This window comes from Cronobacter muytjensii ATCC 51329, from assembly GCF_001277195.1.
Lineage (GTDB): Bacteria > Pseudomonadota > Gammaproteobacteria > Enterobacterales > Enterobacteriaceae > Cronobacter > Cronobacter muytjensii.
Genome location: NZ_CP012268.1, coordinates 220,210 through 245,866, shown reverse-complemented (window position 1 = coordinate 245,866; position 25,657 = coordinate 220,210). Strand labels below are relative to the sequence as shown.

Annotated in this window: 20 protein-coding genes, 3 tRNA genes and 1 pseudogene; 4 read left to right on the top strand and 20 right to left on the bottom strand. The window is 58.2% G+C overall.

Features of this window, described 5'->3' with window-relative positions:
• Positions 1-20: 20 nt before the first annotated feature.
• The 15 genes and pseudogenes from AFK63_RS01230 to nnr all read right to left on the bottom strand — a co-directional run.
• Positions 21-419, bottom strand: coding sequence for a DUF350 domain-containing protein (locus AFK63_RS01230; protein ID WP_081642103.1), 399 nt, complete (start codon positions 417-419; stop codon positions 21-23).
• Between the two features lie 187 nt (positions 420-606).
• Complete coding sequence (rlmB, locus tag AFK63_RS01225) at positions 607-1,338, bottom strand: 23S rRNA (guanosine(2251)-2'-O)-methyltransferase RlmB (protein WP_038867534.1); 732 nt, start codon at positions 1,336-1,338, stop codon at positions 607-609.
• Between the two features lie 95 nt (positions 1,339-1,433).
• Positions 1,434-3,863, bottom strand: a complete 2,430-nt coding sequence (gene rnr / locus AFK63_RS01220) for a ribonuclease R (RefSeq protein WP_038867532.1) — start codon at positions 3,861-3,863, stop codon at positions 1,434-1,436.
• A 36-nt stretch (positions 3,864-3,899) separates the two neighbouring features.
• Positions 3,900-4,325: a nitric oxide-sensing transcriptional repressor NsrR gene (gene nsrR / locus AFK63_RS01215; protein ID WP_038867530.1), complete on the bottom strand. Its 426-nt coding sequence runs from the start codon at positions 4,323-4,325 to the stop codon at positions 3,900-3,902.
• Between the two features lie 154 nt (positions 4,326-4,479).
• Positions 4,480-5,778, bottom strand: coding sequence for an adenylosuccinate synthase (locus AFK63_RS01210; RefSeq protein ID WP_038867528.1), 1,299 nt, complete (start codon positions 5,776-5,778; stop codon positions 4,480-4,482).
• Positions 5,779-5,881: 103 nt separating this feature from the next.
• Positions 5,882-6,079, bottom strand: a complete 198-nt coding sequence (locus AFK63_RS01205; RefSeq protein WP_007709257.1) for a DUF2065 domain-containing protein — start codon at positions 6,077-6,079, stop codon at positions 5,882-5,884.
• 63 nt (positions 6,080-6,142) lie between these two features.
• Entirely contained in the window at positions 6,143-7,147 is a 1,005-nt protein-coding gene (hflC, locus tag AFK63_RS01200; RefSeq protein WP_038867525.1) for a protease modulator HflC, read from the bottom strand.
• Positions 7,148-7,149: 2 nt separating this feature from the next.
• Entirely contained in the window at positions 7,150-8,394 is a 1,245-nt protein-coding gene (gene hflK / locus AFK63_RS01195; protein WP_038867523.1) for an FtsH protease activity modulator HflK, read from the bottom strand.
• Positions 8,395-8,565: 171 nt separating this feature from the next.
• Positions 8,566-9,846 (bottom strand): ribosome rescue GTPase HflX, encoded by a 1,281-nt coding sequence (hflX, locus tag AFK63_RS01190; protein ID WP_038867521.1) that lies wholly within the window; start codon positions 9,844-9,846, stop codon positions 8,566-8,568.
• Positions 9,847-9,919: 73 nt separating this feature from the next.
• Positions 9,920-10,228: an RNA chaperone Hfq gene (gene hfq, locus AFK63_RS01185; protein WP_004385293.1), complete on the bottom strand. Its 309-nt coding sequence runs from the start codon at positions 10,226-10,228 to the stop codon at positions 9,920-9,922.
• 100 nt (positions 10,229-10,328) lie between these two features.
• Positions 10,329-11,279, bottom strand: coding sequence for a tRNA (adenosine(37)-N6)-dimethylallyltransferase MiaA (miaA, locus tag AFK63_RS01180; protein WP_038867514.1), 951 nt, complete (start codon positions 11,277-11,279; stop codon positions 10,329-10,331).
• A complete protein-coding gene (gene mutL, locus AFK63_RS01175; protein ID WP_038867512.1) occupies positions 11,272-13,167 on the bottom strand; it encodes a DNA mismatch repair endonuclease MutL in 1,896 nt (631 codons plus the stop codon). Before mutL ends, miaA begins: the two co-directional genes overlap by 8 nt.
• Positions 13,168-13,176: 9 nt before the next feature.
• Complete coding sequence (amiB, locus tag AFK63_RS01170; RefSeq protein WP_038867510.1) at positions 13,177-14,511, bottom strand: N-acetylmuramoyl-L-alanine amidase AmiB; 1,335 nt, start codon at positions 14,509-14,511, stop codon at positions 13,177-13,179.
• A gap of 16 nt (positions 14,512-14,527) precedes the next feature.
• Positions 14,528-14,986 (bottom strand): tRNA (adenosine(37)-N6)-threonylcarbamoyltransferase complex ATPase subunit type 1 TsaE, encoded by a 459-nt coding sequence (tsaE, locus tag AFK63_RS01165; protein WP_038867502.1) that lies wholly within the window; start codon positions 14,984-14,986, stop codon positions 14,528-14,530.
• A pseudogene (gene nnr, locus AFK63_RS01160) lies at positions 14,961-16,506 on the bottom strand (bifunctional ADP-dependent NAD(P)H-hydrate dehydratase/NAD(P)H-hydrate epimerase); the annotation flags it as partial. The gene tsaE and the pseudogene nnr, both read right to left, overlap by 26 nt.
• On the opposite strand from nnr, the gene queG reads away from it, so the two are divergent.
• Positions 16,505-17,644: a tRNA epoxyqueuosine(34) reductase QueG gene (gene queG / locus AFK63_RS01155; protein ID WP_038867500.1), complete on the top strand. Its 1,140-nt coding sequence runs from the start codon at positions 16,505-16,507 to the stop codon at positions 17,642-17,644. The pseudogene nnr and the gene queG sit on opposite strands and share 2 nt — an antisense overlap.
• Before the next feature lie 269 nt (positions 17,645-17,913).
• Here queG and AFK63_RS01150 read toward each other — a convergent pair.
• The 4 genes from AFK63_RS01150 to orn all read right to left on the bottom strand — a co-directional run bounded on the left by AFK63_RS01150 (position 17,914) and on the right by orn (position 18,921).
• A tRNA-Gly gene (locus AFK63_RS01150) sits at positions 17,914-17,989 on the bottom strand.
• Positions 17,990-18,022: 33 nt separating this feature from the next.
• A tRNA-Gly gene (locus AFK63_RS01145) sits at positions 18,023-18,098 on the bottom strand.
• A gap of 34 nt (positions 18,099-18,132) precedes the next feature.
• Positions 18,133-18,208: transfer RNA gene (locus AFK63_RS01140), tRNA-Gly, on the bottom strand.
• A 167-nt stretch (positions 18,209-18,375) separates the two neighbouring features.
• A complete protein-coding gene (gene orn, locus AFK63_RS01135; RefSeq protein ID WP_038867490.1) occupies positions 18,376-18,921 on the bottom strand; it encodes an oligoribonuclease in 546 nt (181 codons plus the stop codon).
• 112 nt (positions 18,922-19,033) lie between these two features.
• Here orn and rsgA point away from each other — a divergent pair, with 112 nt between their 5' ends.
• The 3 genes from rsgA (at position 19,034) to mscM (ending at position 24,489) form a co-directional block, all read left to right on the top strand.
• Entirely contained in the window at positions 19,034-20,080 is a 1,047-nt protein-coding gene (gene rsgA, locus AFK63_RS01130; RefSeq protein WP_038867488.1) for a small ribosomal subunit biogenesis GTPase RsgA, read from the top strand.
• A gap of 96 nt (positions 20,081-20,176) precedes the next feature.
• Positions 20,177-21,139 carry an archaetidylserine decarboxylase gene (gene asd / locus AFK63_RS01125; RefSeq protein WP_038867486.1) on the top strand — a complete coding sequence of 321 codons (963 nt, stop codon included), beginning with the start codon at positions 20,177-20,179 and terminating at the stop codon, positions 21,137-21,139.
• Between the two features lie 17 nt (positions 21,140-21,156).
• Complete coding sequence (gene mscM / locus AFK63_RS01120) at positions 21,157-24,489, top strand: miniconductance mechanosensitive channel MscM (protein ID WP_038867484.1); 3,333 nt, start codon at positions 21,157-21,159, stop codon at positions 24,487-24,489.
• A 147-nt stretch (positions 24,490-24,636) separates the two neighbouring features.
• Here the strand turns inward: mscM and epmA are convergent, their stop codons facing one another.
• Positions 24,637-25,614 (bottom strand): elongation factor P--(R)-beta-lysine ligase, encoded by a 978-nt coding sequence (epmA, locus tag AFK63_RS01115; protein ID WP_038867474.1) that lies wholly within the window; start codon positions 25,612-25,614, stop codon positions 24,637-24,639.
• Positions 25,615-25,657 lie beyond the last annotated feature (43 nt).

The window sequence follows — 25,657 nt, the reverse complement described above, 5'->3', positions numbered from 1 at the left end:
TCTTCCTTGTTTTCTCTCTTTTACCAGGTCATGCAGGCCGCGTTAAGAATACCGCCAGCCAGCGACGCCACGCCCATAAAAATACCGGCCGCAACGTTGCGGTTAATAATTTTTTCGCTCAGTTTCGGCATGTATAAACGCACGCCAGCGTAGATTATAAGCTGGACGACGAGCGCGATCGCCCCCCAAATCAGATAGTCGATAATGCTGACGGAGTTGATCGCAGCGCTGGCGAGCGGCACGACATAACCTAAAATCGCGCCGCCGAAAGTAATAGCCGCCGCGCTGTTATTCTCTTTAATTAACTGCCACTCGTCGTGGGACGTAATTCGGGTGTAGATGAACATAAAGCAATTGATCATCGCCAGCCCGATAAAAAAGTAAGCGCAAAACGCCATCAGTCCGTGGAATGTCTGCACGATTTCTTCTCCTGAATCCAGTTAGAGGTATTTATTCAACAGGTGAATAGCCTGTGGCGCTTATAGTAGCAGCGGAGTTTAGCGTTATTGATGCTTTAATAAAACTTTACACAGGCCAGGGAGTTATCGGCAGGGATGCGAAAAAACGCAGCGGAAATAAAAAAACCCTCCGCAGAGGGTTTGAAAATTAGCTGCGCTGACGCACGGCTTCAAAGAGGCAGATGCCCGTCGCCACCGAGACGTTCAGCGAAGAAACGCTGCCCGCCATTGGGATGCTGATAAGCTCGTCGCAGTGCTCGCGGGTGAGACGGCGCATGCCTTCGCCTTCTGCGCCCATCACCAGCGCCAGCGGGCCGGTCATTTTGCTCTGATACAGCGTATGATCCGCCTCGCCCGCCGTACCGACTATCCAGACGTCCTCTTCCTGCAAGAGACGCATGGTGCGCGCCAGGTTCGTGACGCGGATCAGCGGCACGCTTTCCGCCGCGCCGCAGGCGACTTTTTTAGCGGTCGCGTTGAGCTGCGCGGAGCGGTCTTTCGGCACAATCACCGCATGGACGCCCGCGGCGTCGGCGCTGCGCAGGCAGGCGCCGAGGTTATGCGGATCGGTCACGCCATCCAGGATCAGCAGGAACGGCTGAGCATGCGCCGCCAGCAGATCCGGCAGATCGTTTTCGCCATACTGACGCCCCGGCTTCACGCGCGCCACGATGCCCTGATGCACCGCGCCGTCGGCTTTTTCATCCAGCCACTGGCGGTTCGCCACCTGCACCGGCACGCCCTGCGCTTCGATCGCGTGGATAAGAGGCAGCAGACGTTTATCTTCACGCCCTTTCAGAATAAACACTTCCTGAAAACGCTCGGGAGCGCGCTCCAGCAGGGCCTGCACCGCGTGGATGCCGTAAATCATTTCACTCATGAATGGTACTCGTTATGGGCGGCGAGCCGCCCGGTTTTCAGCAACAAATATAAAGCATACGATGATGCGTTGGGCCTGACGCACAGGCCCCGCGATTAGCTGTCGCGCTTTTTCTTCGCCGCGCGCTTCGCTTTGGTGGCGGCGGCGATTTTAGCGGTTTTCTCCGACGGCTTTTTGGCTTTTTTCTCAGGCTTCGCCTTGCCGTTGCCTTTCTCTTTACGGAACGCGTCGTTAGGCTCGAAGTTCTGGCGTTTGCCAACCTGGCGGCGGCTGCGATTTTTACCGCCACCGCCTCTCTTCTCGCGTTCGCGCGCGGTTTTACCCACGTTGCGCGGCCCACGTTCGCTGGAGATAAGCGAGAAATCAATCTTACGCTCGTCCATGTTCACCGCTTCGACTTTAACCTCGACGCGATCGCCCAGGCGGTACGTCTGCCCGCCGGACTCGCCGATCAACCGCTGGCCGACCTGATCGAAACGGTAGTAGTCGTTATCAAGCGAGGAGACGTGCACCAGACCGTCGATAAAGAGATCCGCGAGACGTACAAAGAAGCCAAAGCCGGTCACACTGGAAATCACGCCGGAGAAAGTCTGGCCGACCTGATCCTGCATGAAGTCGCATTTAAGCCAGTCCGCTACTTCGCGGGTGGCTTCATCGGCGCGACGCTCGGTCATGGAGCAGTGCTGGCCCAGTTGCAGCATCTCTTCCATCGTGTAGTGGTAGCCGCCGCTTTCGGTGGTGTTGCCTTCATGGCCCTGCTCTTTCGACAGCAGATATTTAATCGCGCGGTGCAGCGTAAGATCCGGGTAGCGGCGAATCGGCGAAGTAAAGTGCGCATAAGATTGCAGCGCCAGGCCAAAGTGGCCGCGGTTTTCCGGATCGTAAATCGCCTGTTTCATCGAGCGCAGCAGCATGGTTTGCAGCATCTCGTGATCGGGACGATCGGCGATAGAATCCAGCAGTTCGGCGTAATCGCGCGGCTCCGGCTTGCTGCCGCCCGGCAGCTCCAGACCCAGCTCCGCCAGCACCGAACGGAATGAGGTAATCGCCTCGTTGGTCGGACGATCGTGAATACGGAACAGCGCCGGCTCTTTGTGCTTCTCGACAAAGCGCGCCGCCGAAATATTGGCGAGGATCATGCACTCTTCGATGAGCTTGTGCGCATCGTTACGCTGGGTCTGCTCAATGCGATCGATACGGCGCTCGGCGTTAAAGATAAACTTCGCCTCTTCGCTCTCAAACGAGATGCCGCCGCGCTCGGTGCGCGCCTCTTCCAGCGCTTTATAGAGGTGATGCAACTCTTCAAGATGTTTCACCAGCGGCTGATACTGGCTACGCAGATCTTCATCGCCCTGCAAAATGTGCCACACCTTGGTATAGGTGAGACGGGCATGCGAACTCATCACCGCTTCATAGAATTTATAACCAGTCAGGCGGCCTTTGGCGGAGATGGTCATCTCGCAGACCATGCAGAGACGGTCAACCTGCGGGTTAAGCGAACACAGCCCGTTCGAGAGCACTTCCGGCAGCATCGGAACGACCTGCGACGGGAAGTAAACCGACGTACCGCGGTTGCGCGCTTCGTCATCAAGCGGCGTCGGGGGACGCACGTAGTAACTGACATCGGCGATAGCCACCCACAGGCGCCAGCCGCCGCCGCGTTTCTTCTCACAGAAGACGGCGTCATCAAAGTCGCGGGCGTCTTCGCCGTCGATGGTGACGAGCGGCAGGTTGCGTAAATCGACGCGTCCGACTTTCGCCTCTTCCGGCACCTCTTCTTTCAGGTGCGCAATCTGCTCTTCGACGGCTTTCGGCCAGACGTAGGGAATTTCATGGGTACGCAGCGCCATATCCACGGCCATGCCGGTGCCCATATTGTCGCCAAGCACTTCAACGATTTTACCGATTGCTTTGGTGCGACGGGTAGGACGCTGGGTCAGCTCGACGACCACGACGTAGCCCATGCGGGCGCCCATAATCTCTTCCGGCGGGATAAGAATATCAAAGCTCAGACGGCTGTCGTCTGGCACCACGAAGCCGACGCCGGCGTCCGTGAAATAGCGGCCGACGATATTGCTCTGCTTTGGCACCAGCACACGCACGATACGCGCTTCACGGCGACCTTTACGATCCGATCCGAGCGGCTGCGCCAGCACGATATCGCCGTGAATGCAGGTTTTCATCTGCTCTGAGGAGAGATAAAGATCGTCTTTGCGTCCTTCGACGCGTAAAAAACCGTAACCGTCGCGGTGACCGATCACGGTACCTTTTTGCAGATCAAGACGTTCCGGCAGCGCGTAGCACTGGCGGCGGGTAAAGACTAACTGGCCGTCGCGCTCCATCGCGCGTAAGCGGCGACGCAGCGCTTCCTGCTGCTCTTCGCCTTCAATGCCGAGTTCGTTCGCCAGTTCATCGCGGTTAGCCGGTTTTTCACGTTTTGTTAAATGCTCGAGGATAAATTCCCGGCTCGGGATGGGATTGGTGTACTTCTCAGCTTCTCGTTCCTGAAAAGGATCTTGTGACATGGCGGTTCCTCCGTTGTCATCTGTGGCGCGAATGCGTCATTCCACCAGCAATAATTTGTAGAGCGGCTGGTTTTCATGCACTAAATCGGCCAGCGTGTAGTTATCCAGTTCCTGAAGAAAGCGTTCTACCGCCCCACCCAGCACCAGTTTCAGGCGACACGCGGGCGTGATATGACAGAACGCGCTGCTACAGTTCACTATAGACAGGGGTTCCAGCTCGCGCACGACATCACCGATGCGGATGGTCGCGGCCGGTTTGCCAAGGCGGATCCCGCCGTTTTTACCCCGCACGGCGGTTACGTAGCCCGCACGACTCAGTTGGTTGATAATTTTGACCATATGATTGCGGGAGACGCCGTACACCTGAGTGACTTCAGAAATGCTGGTCATGCGGCCTTCCGGCAGAGACGCCATATAGATCAAAGCCCGTAGCCCGAAATCGGTAAAACTCGTTAACTGCACATCAACCTCAGAGTATGGGAGGGGAAAAACGCGGTTCGCCCACAGGGCGATATGTTGATGATAAACCAGCCAGATGTCAGGCGGCTAATTTATTTGAAAAAGGCGGGTAAAATCCGGGAAAAACAGAGGGCGCGATCGCCGCGCCCTGGGTGTCTTACGCGTCGAACGGATCGCGCAGGATCATGGTTTCGGTACGATCCGGACCGGTAGAGATGATGTCGATCGGCACGCCGGTGACTTCTTCAATACGTTTGATGTAGTTCAGCGCCGCCTGCGGCAAACCGCTACGCTCTTTCACGCCGAAGGTGGATTCAGACCAGCCCGGCATGGTTTCGTAAATCGGCTCGATACCTTCCCAGTCATCCGCCGCCATCGGAGTGGTGGTGACTTCACGGCCATCCGGCATGCGGTAAGCGACGCAGATTTTCACCTCTTCCAGACCGTCCAGCACGTCCAGTTTGGTCAGGCAGAAGCCAGAAAGGGAGTTGATCTGCACGGCACGGCGTACCGCGACCGCATCCAGCCAGCCGGTACGACGGCGACGGCCAGTGGTGGCACCGAATTCGTTACCTTTTTTGCACAGGAATTCGCCGATGTCGTCGAACAGCTCAGTCGGGAACGGGCCTGCGCCAACGCGGGTGGAGTAGGCTTTGATGATGCCGAGCACGTAGTCCACATAACGCGGGCCAATACCGGAACCGGTCGCCACGCCGCCGGCGGTGGTGTTGGAGGAGGTCACATACGGGTAGGTGCCGTGGTCGATATCCAGCAGCGTACCCTGCGCGCCTTCAAACATGATGAAGTCGCCGCGTTTACGCGCCTGATCCAGCAGATCAGAAACGTCAACGACCATGCTGGTCAGCACGTCGGCAATCGCCATCACGTCGTCCAGTACTTTCTGGTAGTCGACCGCGTCAACTTTGTAGAAGTTCACCAGCTGGAAGTTATGGTATTCCATGACTTCTTTCAGCTTATCGGCGAAAGTCGCTTTATCAAAGAGATCGCCTACGCGCAGACCACGACGTGCCACCTTATCTTCGTAGGCCGGGCCGATGCCGCGACCCGTGGTGCCGATGGCTTTGGCGCCACGCGCTTTCTCACGCGCCACGTCGAGCGCGACGTGGTAGTCAAGGATCAGCGGGCAGGCTTCAGATAACAGCAGTCGTTCGCGAACCGGGATACCGCGGTCTTCCAGTTCCTTCATCTCTTTCATCAGCGCCGCAGGCGACAGCACAACGCCGTTACCGATGATGCTGGTGACGTTATCGCGAAGAATACCTGAGGGGATAAGATGGAGGACGGTTTTTTCACCGTTGATTACGAGAGTATGGCCGGCGTTGTGACCACCCTGGTAGCGCACAACATATTTAGCCCGTTCAGTCAGAAGATCGACGATCTTCCCTTTACCTTCGTCACCCCATTGGGTGCCCAGTACGACGACGTTGTTACCCATTTTTTCAAAATCACCGTTTGCTTAAAAAAGGATTCTAACACCAGCTTTCCTGATGTTCAGCCCTTTTTGTATACAAATTTCGTCGATTATGCCCGAATTTTATTCAGTTAATCGTTTTCCTCAACATGTAGTAGATAACTATCCCGGCCACCACAAGACCGCCGCCAAAACGACGCAGTAAGGTATCCGGCAATTGCGCTACCGAGACTATCATGCGTCGCCATAAGCGCGGAAAAAGCAGCGGGCCGAGCCCTTCAACCACCAGCACCAGCGCGAGCGCCAGCAAAACTGTTGTATTCATGGTATGTAAAACCTGGATAAAAAAAGAGCCGGTAATGACCGGCTCTTGTTTAAGGGTTAGGGCTTAGCGAGCGCTATTGGCCGGCGTTTTCATATAGCGGAAGAAATCGCTGTCCGGGCTCAGCACCATCACATCCTGATTGGAGTTGAAGCTGCTTTCATAGGCGCGCAGGCTACGGATAAAGGCGTAGAAATCCGGATCCTGGCTGAACGCGTCGGCGAACAGCTTCGCGGCTTCGGCATCGCCTTCACCACGCAGGATACGCGCCTGACGCTCCGCTTCCGCAAGCGTACGGGTCACTTCGTAATCCGCCGCAGCGCGCAGTTTTTCAGCTTCTTCCTGACCCTGCGAACGGTGACGACGAGCTACCGCTTCTCGCTCGGCGCGCATACGGTTGAAGATAGCCTCGGAGACTTCCGCCGGCAGGTTGATTTGCTTGATACGCACGTCAACCACTTCAATACCCAGCGCTGCCATGCTGTTCGGGTTGATCACCGGCACTTTGCCGTTGGTCTCTTCCGTAACACGCTTGGCCGCTGATGCGATAGCGTCATCGGCTGCCGGGGTTTCGACTTCATCTTCCGTACCCGCGGAACCAGAGTTCAGCGCTTCACGCACTTCAGACGTCAGACGACCACGGGAGTCAGTGACGATATCTTTCACGTCAAGGCGACCGATTTCAGAACGCAGACGGTCAGAGAATTTACGTTTAAGCAGTACTTCCGCCTGAGAAACATCGCCGCCGCCTGTCGCCAGGTAGTAACGGCTGAAATCGCTGATGCGCCACTTAATGTAGGAGTCGACGATCAGATCTTTTTTCTCTTTGGTGACGAAACGATCCGCCTGGTTATCCATAGTCTGGATACGGGCGTCCAGCGTCTTCACCGACTCGATAAACGGCATCTTGAAGTGCAGGCCAGGCTCATACACTTTTGGTTTGTTATCGCTGTCGCGTACCACTTTGCTGAATTGCAGGATGATGCCGCGCTCACCCTCTCTCACCACAAAAATTGAGGTGTAAAGCACCACCAGCACGATGATGATTACCGCAATGACTGACTTACGCATCGTTATTCACTCCCTTCGCGCTGGTAATCGTTACGCTGCGCGTTGGCACGGCGTTGATCCATAATATCGCCACGGCCAGAGGACACGCTGTTGCTCGCGCCGCTGTTGCCGCTGCCGGAAACCGGCGGCAGACGCAGCAGTGGATTGCCGCTGTTGCTGTCGTCGCTGGCGGCAGGCGCGGAACCGCCTTTCAGCATCTGGTCGAGAGGCAGGACCATCAGGTTGCCGCCCTTGTCGTTAACCAGCACTTTACGGGTGTGGCTAAGCACTTTTTCCATGGTTTCGATATAGAGACGCTCGCGGGTGATTTCCGGCGCGGCTTTATACTCCGGCAGGATCTTCGCAAAACGCGCCACTTCACCCTGCGCTTCCAGGATAGTCTGGGTTTTGTACGCACGCGCCTCTTCAAGGATACGCTGTGCCTGGCCGTTCGCGCGCGGCTGCACTTCGTTGGTGTACGCTTCCGCTTCACGGATATACTGCTGCTCGTTTTCACGTGCGGCAATCGCGTCGTCAAACGCCGCTTTCACCTCTTCCGGCGGACGAGCCGCCTGGAAGTTGACGTCCAGCAGCGTAATGCCCATGTTGTACGGACGGATCGTCTCTTCCAGCTCGCGCTGGGTATCGCTACGAATAACGGTACGCCCTTCCGTCAGAATACGGTCCATCGTATATTTGCCGATAACACCGCGCAGGGCGCTGTCAGTGGCCTGACGCAGGCTGTCGTCCGCATTGGCGACGCTAAACAGGTAGCGCTGCGGATCGGTCACGCGGTACTGCACGTTCATTTCCACGCGCACAACGTTTTCGTCAGAGGTCAGCATGATGCCGGAGGCTGCCAGCTCACGCACGGCTTCCACGTTGACCGGCACCACTTCATCGATAAAGGTTGGCTTCCAGTTGAGACCCGGCTCAACCAGATGGCTGAATTTGCCAAAGCGCGTCACAACGCCGCGTTCGGCCTCTTTAATGGTATAGAACCCGGTGACGGCCCATAAGATGACCGCAGCCGCCGCGACAATGCCTACCACGCGGCCGCCGATATGACCACGCGGCTCCTGCGAAGAACCGCCGCCTTTACCACCGCCAATCCCGCCCAGCTTTTTACTGAGCTTACGGAAGATATCATCCAGATCCGGCGGCCCCTGCTCGCGACCGCCTTTATTTCCCCCAGAGTTGCCGCCAGGCTTGCTGCTTCCCCACGGGTCGCGGTCCTGTCCGTTATTACCGGGCTGATTCCACGCCATGTTTATGCTCCATATTTGTTATGCGGTGATATACCTTTCGTTCTCCAGGCCGCCTTATGCCAGGCGCGTGTTTCATTCTGCGAAAGAGAAACACACGCGGGCGGCATAACGCGACCGGGGTCCATCCGGGTACCCCCCAAAGGGGAATATTTTCAGGCTTCGGCCAGCCGGTTAGACCACGTAGTCAACCAATGCCGGTTCCTGTTTACAGAGGCGACGCCAGTCGACAATCGGCATGCGAATTTGCAACCCGACGCAACCGTCCTCCTCCATCCACTCTTTTTCTATCGCCTGAAGCTGGTAAAACCGGCTCCGCAGACGTCCGGCTTCTGGCGGAAGGTGCAGCGCATGCTGGACGATTTCGCCGGAAAGACGTTCTGTCAGGGCCTGGAAAAGCAGTGGCACGCCCGCCCCCGTCTGCGCGGAAAGCCACACGCGGATGGGCACATTCTCATCGTTTCTGTCGATACGCGGCTCGAAATCTTCCAGCATGTCGACTTTATTCATTACCAGCAGCGTCGGGATTTCATGGGCGTCGATTTCTTCGAGTACGGTATTTACCGCCTCGATGTTCTCCGCCATCCGCACGTCCGCCGCGTCAATGACGTGCAGCAGCAACGTCGCCTGACGGGTTTCCTGCAGTGTCGCTTTAAACGCCGCCACTAAATCATGCGGCAGGTGGCGGATAAACCCTACGGTATCCGCCAGCACCGTTTCGCCAACGTCTGCGACATCAATGCGGCGCAGCGTCGGGTCGAGTGTCGCAAACAGCTGATCGGCTGCATACACCTCGGCCGTGGTGATTTGGTTAAACAGGGTGGATTTGCCGGCGTTGGTGTAGCCCACCAGTGAGACGGTAGGAATATCGGCTTTGGTACGCGACCGACGTCCCTGCTCTCGTTGCTTCTCGACGCGCTCCAGCCGCGAGAGGATCTGAGTAATACGGTTACGCAGTAAGCGACGGTCGGTTTCCAGCTGGGTTTCACCCGGCCCACGCAGGCCGATACCGCCTTTCTGGCGCTCAAGGTGGGTCCAGCCGCGCACCAGTCGCGTGGCTAAATGGCGCAGCTGCGCCAGCTCAACCTGCAGCTTCCCTTCATGGGTGCGCGCACGTTGGGCGAAAATATCAAGAATCAGCCCGGTGCGGTCGATAACGCGACACTCGCACAGGCGCTCAAGGTTACGTTCCTGAGCCGGGGTCAACGCATGATCAAAAAGGACAACAGACGCCCCAGTGGCTTTGACTGCATCGGCAATCTCAACGGCTTTACCTTCACCAACAAAATACTTTGGGTGCGGCGCTTTACGGCTACCGGTAATCACCTGTAATGCTTCGACACCGGCGGAAGAGACCAGGGATTCGAATTCCTGGAGATCTTCCATATCTTTGTCTTGCGTAAAATAGATGTGTACCAGCACCGCCTGCTCACCGGCATCATAACGGTCAAACAAGCGTAAACCCTCTTAAAATACCAGCGGGGAACACAGACGAACTGGTCCCCCGACATGGAGCAACAGCCTGGCCTTATTCGGCGTCTTCGCTATCCTGAGAGGCAGCGGAAGATGGCTGTGCGTTGTTGCTGTGATGGTAGTTATTAGAACCGCCACCCGCGTTGTTACTATGGTGAGAAACCGGACGAGACGGCACCACGGTCGAGATCGCGTGCTTGTAAACCATCTGGCTGACCGTGTTTTTCAACAGGATCACGAACTGATCAAAAGATTCAATCTGACCTTGCAGCTTAATACCATTCACCAAATAAATAGAAACTGGAACACGTTCCCGACGCAGAGCGTTGAGGAACGGATCTTGCAAAGATTGCCCCTTAGCCATTCTATCTTTTCCTTATATGCTTGTTGTTTATACTCTTGAACCCTTGGGCTCTGAAAAACTGCGTAAAAATCCGCGCACGATACGATTCAATTGTACACATTCATTGTTGCTTCGCACCAATAACCTGTAATACATCACTGTACGCTTGTTCAGGCGCCTCACTGTCGAGCCAGTGTACCCCTTCCCAACCGCGCAGCCAGGTCATCTGGCGCTTCGCTAACTGTCTCGTGGCGCAAATACCTCGATAAACCATTTCGTCGTATGAGATTTCGCCCGCCAGATAAGACCACATCTGCCGGTATCCCACGCAACGAACGGAAGGCATGTCCGTATGCAAATCTCCACGGGCAAATAGCGCCCGGACTTCTGCCTCAAAACCTGAAGCTAACATCTGGTGAAAACGCTGCTCAATGCGCTGATGGAGCAGTTCACGGCTCGCCGGGGCGATGGCGAACTGATGCACCTGATAGGGCAGAGCTTCTCCTGACGTTTGCGTCAGTTCCGTTAAAGTTTTACCCGAAATGAAAAAAACTTCCAGTGCCCGGGAAAGCCTTTGCGGATCGTTGGGATGGATTCGCTGTGCCGCGACAGGATCTATCTCCTGAAGCTTGCGATGCAGCGCGTCCCACCCCTGCTCTGCCGCCTGTCGTTCAATCTCCGCTCTGACGGTTGGATCTGCTGACGGAAGCGGGGAAAGCCCCTCCAGCAGCGCCTTAAAGTAAAGCATGGTACCGCCCACCAGCAGCGGTATCCGCCCGGCGGCGACAATCTCCGCCATTTCCTTCAACGCATCACGGCGAAAGTCCGCCGCCGAATACGTCTGTGCCGGGTCGATGATATCCAGTAACCGGTGCGGCGCCTGCGACAATTCGTGCGCGTCAGGCTTGGCGGTGCCGATATCCATACCTTTATAAACCAGCGCGGAATCAACGCTTATCAACTCTACCGGCAGCGTCTGGCGCAGACGAATGGCTAACGCCGTTTTGCCCGACGCCGTCGGACCCATCAGAAAAATCGCCTTTGGAAGGCCAGTATTGCTTACGTCATTCATGTTTCAGGGCATTCATCGCCGGTTGTAAATCGATAAGTTGTAATAAACCATCCGGCGGAGATTTCACCATCAGCGGACACAGCCTTTCGAGTTCCGCGAGCGTCGCGATGGCTTGCGCGACACTCCACGGTTGCGCGTTAACCAGATGGCGGGCAAGCCATCCAGCCACAGCGGCGTCGTCAGCGTTTGTCTGCTGCGCCAGGTAGCCTATCAGTTCAGGAATCAAGATTTGTAAATTTTGTTGGCGTAAGGGTAAAGGCACTGCACGAATCGTCACATGTTGCGCATCCAGCACGATTTCAATACCCAATCGCTGAAGCTGCGGCTGCGCGCGCGTCACTATCTCCCGCTCATCGGCGGAGATTTTCAGACGCACCGGGATGAGCAGCGGCTGCGCGCAGGGCTTCTCATCGCGCGGCAGCAGTTGCGCCTGTTTAAGATGCCGCTCCGCCACGCTTAACGCCAGCAGCATTAGTGTGCCGTCGCGCTCAAGCAGCGCCACGCTTTCCGCCACCAGCGTCAGCACGCGTCCGAAACTGTACGAATGGCCGTCAAGCGCAGGCGCGGGCGGCGATACTTCCCGCGCCGGGGCTGCGGGCGGCGTAGTAACGGCAGGCGTTTCCAGCAGTTGCTTATACAGCGCGCCCTGCTGTTTCTGATAACCCGGCGCCGCATGAGGCCAGCCGCCGTTGCTGGCGCCGCTGCGCCCTGCCCCGCCGGAGGACGAGCCGCCCGATGCCGTATAACGCGGCGCGTCGTTTTCCCTCGCGGGGGTTCGCTCGCGCGGCGTCGGGTCGGCGAACTGGTTTTTGCCTGCCGCGACGCGGTTTTCCGGCTGCCAGCGCGGAGCGTCTTGCGCCGGTGTTTCTAACGCCAGCGGATTCGCTCCCTGCTGCTGGAGCACGCTCACTACACCCTGATAGATAAAATCGTGCACCAGTCGCGACTGGTGAAAGCGCACTTCATGCTTGGCGGGATGGACGTTGACATCCACCTGATGCGGATCGATTTCCAGATAAAGTACATAGGCGGGCTGCTGATCGATGCCGAGCTTATCTTCGCAGGCCTGGCGAATCGCGTGGTTGATCAGCCGGTCGCGCATCATGCGGCCATTCACGTAGCAGTACTGGATTTCGGCAAGCGCCGCAGTGGTGCCTTTCGGCTCCGCGACCCAGCCGCGCAGCGCCAGATCGCCATGCTGCCACTCGATAGCCAGCGCCTGCTCCAGAAACGCGGGGCCGCAAATCGAGCCAAGGCGACGCTCGCGCGGCGCGTTGCCCTGCACTGCCCGGTACTGGCGCATCATTTTGCCGTTGTGGCTGAGGTTAATCGTCACGTCAAAGCGCGCCAGCGCTATGCGCCGCACCACTTCGTCGATGTGCGTGAACTCGGTTTTCTCAGTGCGCATAAACTTGCGCCGCGCGGGGGTATTGTAAAACAGATCCAGCACCTCCAGCGTGGTGCCGACCGGATGCGCCGCCGGTTTGACGGTCACGTCCATGTCGCGCCCCTCGGCGTAGGCCTGCCAGGCTTCCTGCTGGTCGGCGGGGCGGGAGGTCAACGTCAGGCGTGAGACCGAACTGATACTCGCCAGCGCCTCGCCGCGAAAACCGAGGCTGATGATAGCTTCCAGGTCATCCAGCGAGGCGATTTTACTGGTGGCGTGACGCGCCAGCGCCAGCGCCAGCTCCTCTTTTTTGATGCCGCCGCCGTTGTCGCGAATGCGGATAAGCTTCGCGCCGCCGCGCTCGATATCGATATCGATACGCGTGGCGCCTGCATCGAGGCTGTTTTCGACCAGCTCTTTCACCACCGACGCAGGGCGCTCCACCACCTCGCCAGCGGCGATCTGGTTCGCAAGCTGCGGCGGCAGAACCTGAATCGGCATGAATTCTCCTTACTGAATCACAGTGACCTGACCTGAAGCGCTGTCAGCGGAGCGGGCGGTCTGCCCCGTTCCGCCGTCACTCTTTGGCGCGGCCTGGAGCGGATGCGCAATAAAGTAATTGCGCAGCCCCTGGTAGATAGCCTCGGCGATCTGCTGCTGATAGTCATCGCTCGCCAGCAGGCGTTCTTCGCCGTTGTTACTGATAAAACCGGTCTCGACCAGCAGCGATGGAATATCCGGCGAGCGCAGTACGCCAAGGCTGGCGTGCTCCGGACGGCGCTTATGCAGCGAACCGACGCGCTGCAACTGCCCCAGCACGCTGGTGGCGACATCATACCCGACGCGCTGCGAATGGCCGAACTGCAAATCCAGCACAGCCTGACTCAGGTAAGGGTCCGCCTGACTGTTGGCCAGCACGTCGCCCGCGCCGCCCAGCAGTTCCGATTGCTTCTCATGCTGCTCCAGCCAGCTCGCCATTTCACTGTTGGCGCGGCGGTTGGATAGCACCCAGACGGACGCGCCGGTGGCATCGCGGTTCGGCGCGGCGTCGGCATGAATCGACACCAGCAAATTCGCGTTTTGCTGGCGCGCTACATCAGAGCGGCCCATCACGGAAATGAAATAGTCGCCGTCGCGCGTCAGCACGCCTTTAAACATCGGATCGTCGTTCAGCAACGTACGCAGCTTGCGGGCGATGGCGATAGTGACGTTTTTCTCGCGCACGCCGCCGGGGCCGATAGCGCCAGGGTCCTGTCCGCCGTGCCCGGCGTCGATCGCCACAATCACACGGTCAGAAACAGCACCGCTCGCGCTGCGCCCGGGCCGGGTCACGGTATTGCTGCCCACGACGCTTGTGATACGGTCATTATCCGAGCGGAACGGGTTACGCGCAGGTTCTGACGGGCGCACCGGCGCGGAAACAGGTTCGCGTTGCGCCACGACAGGCGGTGGCGGCGGTTCGTCCGCTTCGATGGTGAAGATCACGTTATAACCCGCGCCTTTTTGCTGCTTCACGGCGCGCGCCTTGCCGTCTTTGGTTAACTCGACGACCAGACGCAGAGATTGATTATCTTTCGGCTGCCCGGCGCGAATGCTTTTGAGCAGATTTTCGCCGCTGAACAGCAGCGGCAGACCCTGAATCACGCCGGTCTGTTTAATATCGAGCGCGACGCTGCGTTTGCCCTGTTGCGAATACGCGTATTCCGGATCGCCCATAAAGCTCAAGGTGATCCGCGCCTGGCCGTCGCCGTTGGAAACCTGAATATCGGAAAGCGTCGCCCCGAACGCTGGCGCGCATATCGCCAGCAGAAGCGCCGCGACCCAGTTTTTCATGCATGTGATCATCCCATCGTCCTTGCGTTCAGGCGAGGCGCGCCAGCAGCGCGTCGCCGGCAGCGGAGACCGCTTTCACCCGCGCTTCACGCCCCTGATCCTGCCATGACAAGTGGATTTCGATATCCGGCGGCGGCAGGACGCCCGCCCCTTGCTGCGGCCATTCCACCAGACAAATAGCGTCATCGGTGAAGTAATCGCGGATGCCCATAAATTCAAGTTCTTCCGGATCGGCAAGGCGATAGAGATCGAAGTGATAGATCATCATGTTTTCAAGCGTATAGGGCTCGACGAGCGTGTAGGTCGGGCTTTTAACGTTGCCCTGGTGGCCGCACGCCTGGAGAAACCCGCGGCTGAACGTGGTTTTGCCCGCGCCCAAATCGCCGTACAGATGGATAACGGTCGCACCGCGACAGGCGCGCGCCACGCGTGCGCCGAGGTCGAGGGTCGCCTGCTCTTCGGGTAATGGTATAACGCGATTCATCATGATTCTGGTCTGTCTATATCCGGGTTAACAAAACGATAGAGCGTGGAGAACAGATCGGTCGCCAGCATGCCGCGCGTGCCAAAGCGTGCCGCGAGCGCATCCGCCGCCGCGCCGTGGGCCACACAGCCCGCGCAGGCGGCATCATACGGGTTCAGCCGCTGCGCCAGCAACGCGCCGATAATGCCTGACAGCACATCGCCCATGCCGCCCGTGCCCATGCCCGGGTTGCCGGTATCGATAATGCCGCATTCGCCTTGCTGGCCTGTCACCACTGTGCCCGCGCCTTTCAGCACCACGCAGCCGCCGTAGCGCTGCGCCAGCTCTCTGGCGCTAAGTAAGCGGTCACTCTCAATTTCTGCCACGCGGCGATTAAGCAACCGCGCGGCCTCGCCAGGGTGCGGCGTAAGAATGCGATTGTGACGTGTATCGGGAGCGATTGCCAGAAGGTTCAGCGCGTCCGCATCCCACAGCATCGGTTTGTCGCAGCGGCGAACTTTTTCCAGTGCCGCTTTCCCCCATTCCTGCTGTCCGAGTCCCGGTCCGATGACCACGACATCGGCCCAGGCCAGGCTCTCATCAAGCGCATTGTCGGTGAGCGCATGCACCATCAGTTCCGGTCTTGCGGTCACCAGCGGCGCGATGTTTTCCGCGCGAGTAAGTACTCGCACCAGACCTGCGCCCGCGCGCAGCGCCGCCTCGCCGGTCATGCGGATAGCACCGGCAGTCCCGTGATCTCCGCCAATAATCACCAGCTTGCCGTTATCGCCTTTGTGCGAACCGGGCCTGCGCGGCGTAAGCCATTGGGAAAGCTGCGCCGTGTCGAACCGCGCATACGGTGCCTGCTTCCCGGCAAGCCACGCCTCAAGCCCCAGCGCGTGGTAGTGCAACCGCCCGACCACATCGCGCGCCCGGCCCGTGAGCAGGCCAGGCTTGAGCGCGATAAACGTAACCGTATGCGCGGCGTGAATGACCGCGCCCGGCGCGCCGCCGGTTTGCGCCAGCAGTCCGGAGGGAATATCCAGCGCCACAACGGGCGCGGCATGGCGGTTGGCCTGGTGAATCAGCGCGGCGACATCTTCGCGCGGCGCCTGGGTCAGCCCCGTGCCCAGCAGTGCGTCGATGATTAAATCGCAGGTTTCCGGCAGCGGCGTGTGCGGCGCATGAATGTCGCCGCCCGCGTTGAGCCACGCGTCGCGCGCGGCTTGCGCTTCTTCCGGCAACGGTTTGTCGCGCTCCAGCGCCACCACCGTAACGTCGATACCCGCCGCCTGCGCAAGACGCGCCACGACATAGCCGTCACCGCCGTTGTTGCCGTGGCCACAAAGCACCAGCCAGCGCTGGCTATGCGGATACGCCGCGCGCGCCACCTGAAACGCTGCGTCGCCGGCGCGCTGCATCAGCTCGTAAAGCGTCAACCCAAAACTGTCCGCCGCCTCCCGCTCCGCCGTGCGCAGCCAGTCCGCAGGCCAGACGGAGTGTGGTATACTGGCGCCGTTTTTGTTCATCCCGTGGTCCGTCATGTCTGAACCCCTCGATCTCAATCAGTTAGCGCAAAAAATTAAACAATGGGGCGCCGAGCTTGGCTTTCAGCAGGTAGGTATTACCGATACCGATCTGAGCGCCAGCGAAGGCGCGCTTCAGGCGTGGCTGGATAAACAGTATCACGGCGAGATGGAGTGGATGGCCCGTCACGGCATGCTGCGCGCGCGCCCGCATGAACTGCTGCCCGGCACGCTTCGCGTCATCAGCGTGCGGATGAATTATCTGCCCGCCAACGCCGCCTTTGCGCGCACTCTAAAAGATCCCTCGCTCGGCTATGTAAGCCGTTACGCCCTGGGGCGCGATTACCATAAGCTCCTGAGAAACCGGCTGAAAAAACTCGGCGAAACGCTGCAAGCGCATTGCGCGTCGCTGAATTTTAGACCCTTTGTCGACTCCGCGCCCATTCTTGAGCGCCCGTTGGCGGAAAAAGCCGGTCTCGGCTGGACAGGCAAACATTCGCTCATCCTCAACCGCGACGCCGGATCATTTTTCTTTCTCGGCGAGCTGCTGGTCGATTTGCCGTTGCCAGTGGATAAACCCGTTGAAGAAGGCTGCGGACGCTGCGTGGCCTGTATGACCATCTGCCCGACCGGCGCGATTGTCGAGCCGTATACGGTGGATGCGCGCCGCTGTATCTCGTATCTCACCATCGAGCTGGAAGGCGCTATCCCGGAAGAATTTCGTCCATTGATGGGCAACCGTATCTACGGCTGTGATGATTGTCAGCTGATCTGCCCGTGGAACCGCTTTTCACAGCTCACCGACGAGGCGGATTTCAGCCCGCGACAGGCGCTGCACGCGCCGAAGCTGATTGAACTGTTTGGCTGGAGCGAGGCGCACTTTCTGAAAGTCACCGAAGGATCGGCGATACGCCGCATTGGTCACTTACGCTGGCTGCGTAATATTGCGGTCGCGCTCGGCAACGCGCCCTGGGATGAAGCCAATATTGTTGCGCTTCGTCAGCGCAAAGGTGAGCACCCGCTTCTCGACGAGCACATAGACTGGGCGATTGCGCAACAAACAGACAAACGTAACGCCTGTGTGGTGGAAGTGCAGTTGCCGCAAAAGCAACGGCTGGTCAGAGTAATTGAGAAAGGGCTGCCGCGTGACGCGTAGACGCGTTTCGCTGTGAATAAAATTAAAAAAGTCTTGCCATTCAAAGGCCAGATTTATCAAAAAACCTCATAAATAACATTTAGTAATAAATTATTATTTATGAAAATCAGATGGTTACAAAAAAGATGTGATCAAAGTTATCATTCAGACGTACAGGATAACTTTACGCAAACTGTGGATAAGTCTGTTCAGAAACTTTTTGGATAAACGCAAAAAACCAGCAGCAGCGCGCTTTGTCGCTGTGGATAATTTGTACAATCGAAGAGATTTGGAGCGGGAAACGAGACTCGAACTCGCGACCCCGACCTTGGCAAGGTCGTGCTCTACCAACTGAGCTATTCCCGCTTGGGTGGTGTTGCCTTTCGGCATTTCAAATTTTGGAGCGGGAAACGAGACTCGAACTCGCGACCCCGACCTTGGCAAGGTCGTGCTCTACCAACTGAGCTATTCCCGCTTGGGTGGTGCTGCCTTTCGGCGATTTCAAATTTTGGAGCGGGAAACGAGACTCGAACTCGCGACCCCGACCTTGGCAAGGTCGTGCTCTACCAACTGAGCTATTCCCGCTCTGCGTAATTCACATTTCTGTGTCGTTACGGGAGGCGCATTATACGAGAAATGATTTCTACCGCAACCCCTTAAACGCTTTTTTTTGTGATTTTTATCTGACTGCTTTTTTATTCGCCAAAGTGATCACTTTACCAGCAAAAGAGGGGCTTAGCCCCTCTTCGCCATCACAATTTAATGAAATGTTCGCGGTAATAGGCGAGCTCCGCCACCGACTCGCGGATATCGTCCAGCGCCTGATGCGTATTTTGTTTCTTAAGGCCATTCAGTACATCCGGCTTCCAGCGGCGCGCCAGCTCTTTTAGCGTACTGACGTCCAGGTAACGATAGTGGAAATAGGCTTCCAGCTCCGGCATGTACTTAAACAGGAAGCGGCGATCCTGGCCGATGCTGTTACCGCAAATAGGCGATTTGCCCGCAGGCACCCACTCTTTAAGGAATTCAATCGTCGCCAGCTCCGCCTCGCGCTCGCCCATCGTGCTCGCTTTAACGCGCTCCACCAGGCCGCTGGCGGTATGCGTGCGCACATTCCAGTCATCCATCAGCGCCAGCTGCTCATCGGCCTGATGCACAGCGATAACCGGGCCTTCCGCGAGAATATTCAGATCGGCGTCGGTCACCAGGGTGGCGATTTCAATGATGCGATCCTGTCGCGGATCGAGTCCGGTCATCTCCAGATCGATCCAAATGAGGTTGTTTTCATTGGCACTCATGCTATTTTCCATCCGTTATCGCGTCACACCGGGGTGACAGGCAGTTAATTCATTTACAATAGCTGATATCATAGAGGTTTTGCCCACCAGGGGCGACCAGGAGCCATTAAGATTGAGCAAAAATAAACTCTCCAAAGGTCAGCAGCGCCGCGTGTCAGCGAACCATCAGCGCCGGCTCAAACAGACTACGGAGAAAGCCGATCCGGACGACTCGCAATTTGGCGAGCCTCGCGAAGGTCGCGTGATCAGTCGCTTTGGTCAGCATGCCGACGTCGAATCGTCAGACGGCGGGGTGCATCGCTGTAACATTCGCCGCACCATCCGCTCGCTGGTGACCGGCGATCGCGTCGTCTGGCGCCCGGCGAAAGAAAATGTTCAGGGCAAAGGCATTGTCGATGCGGTACACGAGCGTACCTCTGTACTGACGCGCCCGGATTTCTACGACGGCGTGAAGCCTATCGCCGCGAATATCGACCAGATAATCATCGTATCGGCCATCCTGCCGGAGCTGTCGCTGAACATTATCGACCGCTATCTGGTGGCCTGCGAAACGCTGGAGATTGAACCTTTACTGGTCCTCAACAAAACTGATCTGCTTGATGAAAACGACCTCGCTTTCGTCAACGAGCAGATGGATATCTATCGTCGTATTGGTTATCGCGTACTGCTGGTGTCCAGCTACAAAGACGAAGGGCTGAAGGAGCTGGAGCAGGCACTTATCGACCGCACCAGTATTTTTGCGGGACAGTCGGGCGTGGGTAAATCGAGCCTGCTGAACAATCTGCTGGGCCTGAAGGATAACCAGATTCTGGTTAACGACGTCTCTGACAACTCCGGGCTTGGTCAGCACACCACCACCGCCTCACGCCTGTACCACTTTCCGGGCGGCGGCGAAGTCATCGACTCGCCGGGCGTGCGTGAATTCGGCCTGTGGCACCTTGAGCCGGAACAGATAACGCAGGGCTTTATCGAATTTCACGACTATCTGGGGCTCTGCAAGTTCCGCGACTGTAAACATGGCAACGATCCCGGCTGCGCCATTCGCGAGGCCGTTGAGCGCGGCGACATTGCCGAAAGCCGTTTCGACAACTATCACCGCATTCTGGAAAGCATGGCGCAGGTAAAAACGCGTAAAAACTTTTCTGATAGCGACGACTGACAATTAAGCTGTGCGTCGTTAGAATCAGCCCCTTTTTCTGACAGGCCCGGCGCGCAGCCGGGTCAGGAATGATGAAACACTGGCCTGGAGGCTACCTTGTTAAACGAAATCAAACTTTCGCTGCAATATATTCTGCCTAAACAGTGGCTCACTCGCCTTGCTGGCTGGGGCGCGAGTAAACGCGCGGGCTGGCTGACCAAACTGGTCATCGACCTGTTCGTAAAATACTACAAGGTCAACATGAGCGAGGCGCAAAAGCCCGATACCGCCAGCTACCGCACCTTTAACGAATTTTTCGTGCGCCCACTGCGCGATGAAGTCCGCCCGCTCAACACCGACCCGAACGTGCTGGTAATGCCGGCGGACGGCGTGATAAGCCAGCTTGGCCGTATCGAAGGCGATAAGATCCTGCAGGCCAAAGGCCACAACTATTCGCTGGAAGCGCTGCTTGCCGGCAACTATCTGATGGCCGATTTGTTCCGTAACGGCAGCTTCGCCACTACGTACCTGTCGCCGCGTGACTACCACCGCGTGCATATGCCGTGTAACGGTATCCTGCGTGAAATGATCTACGTACCGGGCGATCTCTTCTCGGTAAACCATCTGACCGCTCAGAACGTGCCGAACCTGTTCGCCCGTAACGAGCGCGTTATCTGCCTGTTCGATACCGAATTTGGGCCAATGGCGCAGATCCTGGTGGGCGCGACGATTGTGGGTAGCATCGAAACCGTCTGGGCTGGCACTATCACCCCGCCGCGCGAAGGCATTATCAAACGCTGGACGTACCCGGCGGGCGAAAGCGACGGCGCCGTAGCGCTGCTGAAAGGCCAGGAGATGGGCCGCTTCAAGCTGGGCTCCACGGTTATCAACCTGTTTGCGCCGGGTAGCGTCGAGCTGGTTGAACATCTGCAAAGTCTCTCCGTCACTCGCCTCGGCGAGCCGCTGGCGGTATCTACCGACGCGGTGACGGCGGATGTCGCGCCTGCGGTGATTGCGCCGGAAGAGATCGAAGCCGAACGCGAGGCTAACCCGCTGGTCGATAACGACCAGGACCGTTAATGCAAAGGTAAAATGACGTGCGCCTGATTCTTTACGTGCTGCTGGCCTGGAGCCTGAGCTTTTGGGCGAACGCCGCGACGGCGCCCGATGAAAAACAGATAGCCCAGGAGCTGGAGCAAGCCAAAGCGGCCAAAAACCAGCCCGATCAGGCGCAAGTGGTTGAAACCCTTCAGTCCGCGCAAAACGCGCTTGAGGAGAGAAAAGCCTCCCTTGAGCGCGCCAGACAGTATCAACAGGTTATCGATAATTTCCCGAAGCTGTCGCAATCGCTGCGCCAGCAACTCAATAACCTGCGCGACGAGCCGCGCCGGGTGCCCACAGGGCTTACCACCGACGCGCTCAATCAGGAGATCCTCCAGGTCAGCAGTCAGTTGCTGGAAAAGAGCCGCGAAGCGCAACAGGAGCAGGATCGCGCCCGCGAAATCGCCGACTCCTTAAGCCAGCTTCCCCAGCAGCAAACCGACGCGCGCCGCCAGCTTAACGAGATGGAACGCCGCTCGGGCGCGTCGTCAGGCTCTACCGCGCTCGGCGCCGCCCAGCTTCTCGCCCAGCAGGCGGAATCCGCACAGCTCAAAGCGCGCGTTGATGAACTGGAACTCGCGCAGCTCTCCGCGAGCAACCGTCAGGAGCTGGCGCGCCTGCGTGCGGAGCTGGCGCAAAAGCAGAGCGAGCAGCTCGATACTTACCTGCAGGCGCTGCGTAATCAGCTCAACAGCCAGCGCCAGCAGGAGGCCGAACGCGCGCTTGAAAGCACCGAGCTCCTGGCCGAGAACAGCGCCAACCTGCCTCCGGCTATCGTCGAGCAGTTCAACGTCAACCGCGAGCTCTCCCGCGCGCTAAACCAGCAGGCGCAGCGTATGGATCTTGTCGCATCGCAGCAGCGTCAGGCCACCAGCCAGACGATGCAGGTGCGTCAGGCGTTAACGACGCTGCGCGAACAGTCGCAGTGGCTTGGCGTCTCCAACGTACTTGGCGAGGCGCTGCGCGCGCAGGTCTCGCGCCTGCCGGAGATGCCGAAACTGCAACAGCTGGATACCGAAATGGCCCAGTTGCGCGTGCATCGCCTGCGTTATGAAGATCAGCTTAACAAGCAGCCGCAACTGCGCCAGCTGCGCCAGGCCGATGGCACGCCGCTGACGGCGGAGCAGAATCGCATCCTGGAAGCGCAGTTGCGTACCCAGCGCGAACTCCTCGGCTCCCTGTTGCAGGGCGGCGATACGTTAATCCTTGAACTCACCAAGCTGAAAGTGGCCAACAGCCAGCTTGAAGACGCGCTTAAGGAAGTGAACGAAGCGACGCACCGCTATCTGTTCTGGACCTCGGATGTCAGCCCGCTCAGCATCAGCTGGCCGGTGGATATCGTGCAGGATCTGCGCCGCCTTATTTCGCTCGACTTTTTCGGCCAGCTCGGCAAAGCCGCCGTGATGATGGTCACCAGCAAAGAGACGCTGCTGCCGCTGTTCGGCGCGCTGCTGCTGGTGGGCTTCAGCATCAGCTCCCGCCGCCATTTCACGGCGTTTCTGGAGCGCTCCAGCGCGCGCGTCGGTAAGGTCACGCAGGATCACTTCTGGCTGACGCTGCGCACAGTATTCTGGTCGATTCTGGTAGCCTCACCGCTGCCGGTACTCTGGGCCACGCTCGGCTACGGGCTGCGTGAAGCCTGGCCCTGGCCTATCGCCGTCGCGGTGGGCGACGGCGTGACGGCGACGGTGCCGCTGCTGTGGGTGGTGATGATCTCCGCCACCTTTGCCCGCCCGAACGGCCTGTTTACCACGCACTTCGGCTGGCCTCGCAACCGCGTCGCCCGCGCGATGCGCTATTACCTGATGAGCATTGGCTTTATCGTGCCGCTGATCATGGCGCTGATCACCTTTGATAACCTCAACGACCGCGAATTCTCCGGCTCGTTGGGCCGTTTGTGCTTTGTGCTGATTTGCGGCGCGCTGGCTATCGTGACGCTCAGCCTCAAGCGCGCAGGCATTCCGCTCTATCTGGATAACGAAGGCAATGGCGACAACTGGGTAAACCGGCTGCTGTGGAACCTGATGCTGTGTGCGCCGCTGATGGCGATCCTCGCCGCAGCCGTAGGTTATCTCGCCACTGCGCAGGCGCTGCTGGCGCGTCTGGAAACTTCCGTCGCCATCTGGTTCCTGCTGCTGGTTATCTACCACATTATTCGCCGCTGGATGCTGATTCAGCGCCGTCGTCTGGCCTTTGACCGCGCCCGCTCGCGCCGTGCGGAAATTCTGGCCCAGCGCGCCCGCGGCGAAGAAGAGCCGCCCCACGGGCACAGCACCGAGGGCAGCGTCGAGGTGGATGTCGCCGAGCTCGATCTCGACGCCATCAGCGCCCAGTCGCTGCGCCTGGTGCGCTCCATTCTGACGCTTATCGCGCTGCTGTCGGTCATTGTGCTGTGGTCGGAAATCCACTCGGCGTTCGGATTCCTTGAAAACATTTCCCTGTGGGATGTGACGTCGACCGTCCAGGGCGTGGAGAGCATTGAGCCTATTACCCTTGGCGCGGTTCTGATTGCCATTCTGGTGTTTATCGTCACCACGCAGCTGGTGCGCAATTTGCCTGCGCTGCTGGAGCTGGTCGTGCTACAACACCTGGAACTGACGCCCGGTACCGGCTATGCCATCACCACCATCACCAAATATCTGCTGATGCTGATTGGCGGACTGGTGGGCTTCTCAATGATTGGTATTGAATGGTCCAAGCTGCAGTGGCTCGTGGCGGCGCTCGGCGTCGGGCTTGGTTTCGGCCTGCAGGAAATTTTCGCTAACTTTATCTCGGGCCTGATTATTCTCTTTGAAAAACCGATTCGTATCGGCGACACCGTGACCATTCGCGATTTAACGGGCAGCGTGACGCGCATTAATACCCGCGCCACTACCATCAGCGACTGGGATCGCAAAGAGATTATCGTGCCGAATAAAGCGTTTATCACCGAGCAGTTTATCAACTGGTCGCTGTCTGACTCCGTCACCCGCGTGGTGCTGACGGTACCTGCGCCATCGGACGCCAACAGTGAAGAGGTGACGCAGCTGCTGTACCGCGCCGCCGAGAAGTGCAGCTATGTGATAGATAACCCGCCGCCGGAAGTGTTTTTGGTGGATTTACAGCAGGGTATTCAGCTGTTTGAGCTGCGTATCCATGCCGCTGAAATGGGGCATCGCATGCCGCTTCGCCACGAGATCCACCAGCTGATTTTGCAGGGCTTTCGCGAACACGGTATCGAAATGCCGTTCCCGCCCTTCCAGATGCGTCTGGAGAGCCTGGATGGCAAACGCACCGCGCGAACGTTAACCTCTGCCGGCCGCACCAGCCGCACGCCGGGAAGCATGTAACGAAAAAGGAGCCGCAAGGCTCCTTTTTTATGGCGGTGAGGCGTGGAGTAAAGGTGGGCGCGCGTCGCTTAACCCCCCTACGTCTGGCGCCTGTTATGGATAAGGCAGGTAAACGCAGCGCATTCGCCACAGACCCGCCCTCGACCGTTACGCCCGATCTACCGTAAAGGCGATAACTTCCGCGAGGCTTTCCGCGCCCAACGCCAGCATAATCAGACGATCCACGCCCAGCGCGACGCCGGAGCAATCCGGCAGGCCCACTTTCAGCGCTTCCAGCAGATTGTAATCCACCGGCTGCTGCGGCAGACCACGCTGAAGGCGCTTGCGGTTATCTTGCTCGAAACGCTGCTGCTGCTCGCGGGCGTCGGTGAGCTCATGAAAACCATTCGCCAGCTCAATGCCTTTGTAATAGACCTCAAAACGCTCCGCCACGCGGTGATCTTCAGTGCTGATTTGCGCGAGCGCCGCCTGGCTTGCCGGGAAGTGATAAACAAACACCGGACGGTCTTTTCCGATATGCGGCTCGACGCCCATGGTGAACAGCAGTTGCAGCAGCGTGTCGCGATCTTCTTCGGTATCGGCGATGTTGCTGAGATCAAGCTTCGCCGCCGCCTCGCGCAGCAGGGTTTTGTCCGCCGACAGCGGGTCGATTTCCAGATGGCGCTGAAACGCCTGCTGGTAAGAGATCGTCTCCGCGGGCTGGCAGTCCAGCACCTGTTGCAGAAGGTCATCCACCTCATTCATCAGGCGATACATATCGTAGTGCGGACGGTACCACTCCAGCATGGTGAATTCAGGATTGTGATGACGCCCCATCTCTTCATTACGAAAGCTGCGGCACAGCTGATACACCGGCCCGCAGCCCGCCGCCAGCAGGCGCTTCATATGATATTCCGGGCTGGTCATCAGATAGAGATTGATCCCCTGAGAATGGCCGGGGCCGACGAAACGCGTTTCGAACGGGAACAGGTGGATATCGGTTACCGTCGCCTGGCTCATGCAGGGGGTTTCCACCTCCAGTACGCCGCGATCCGCAAAGAAGCGACGGATCTCCGCCATAATCGCGGCGCGCTTTAACAGGTTGGGGATGGATGCGCTCGGCTGCCAGGTGGCCGTCTCGCTCATGGTACTTTCTCCGTCTTGAAACAAGGGCACGAAGTCTACTCGT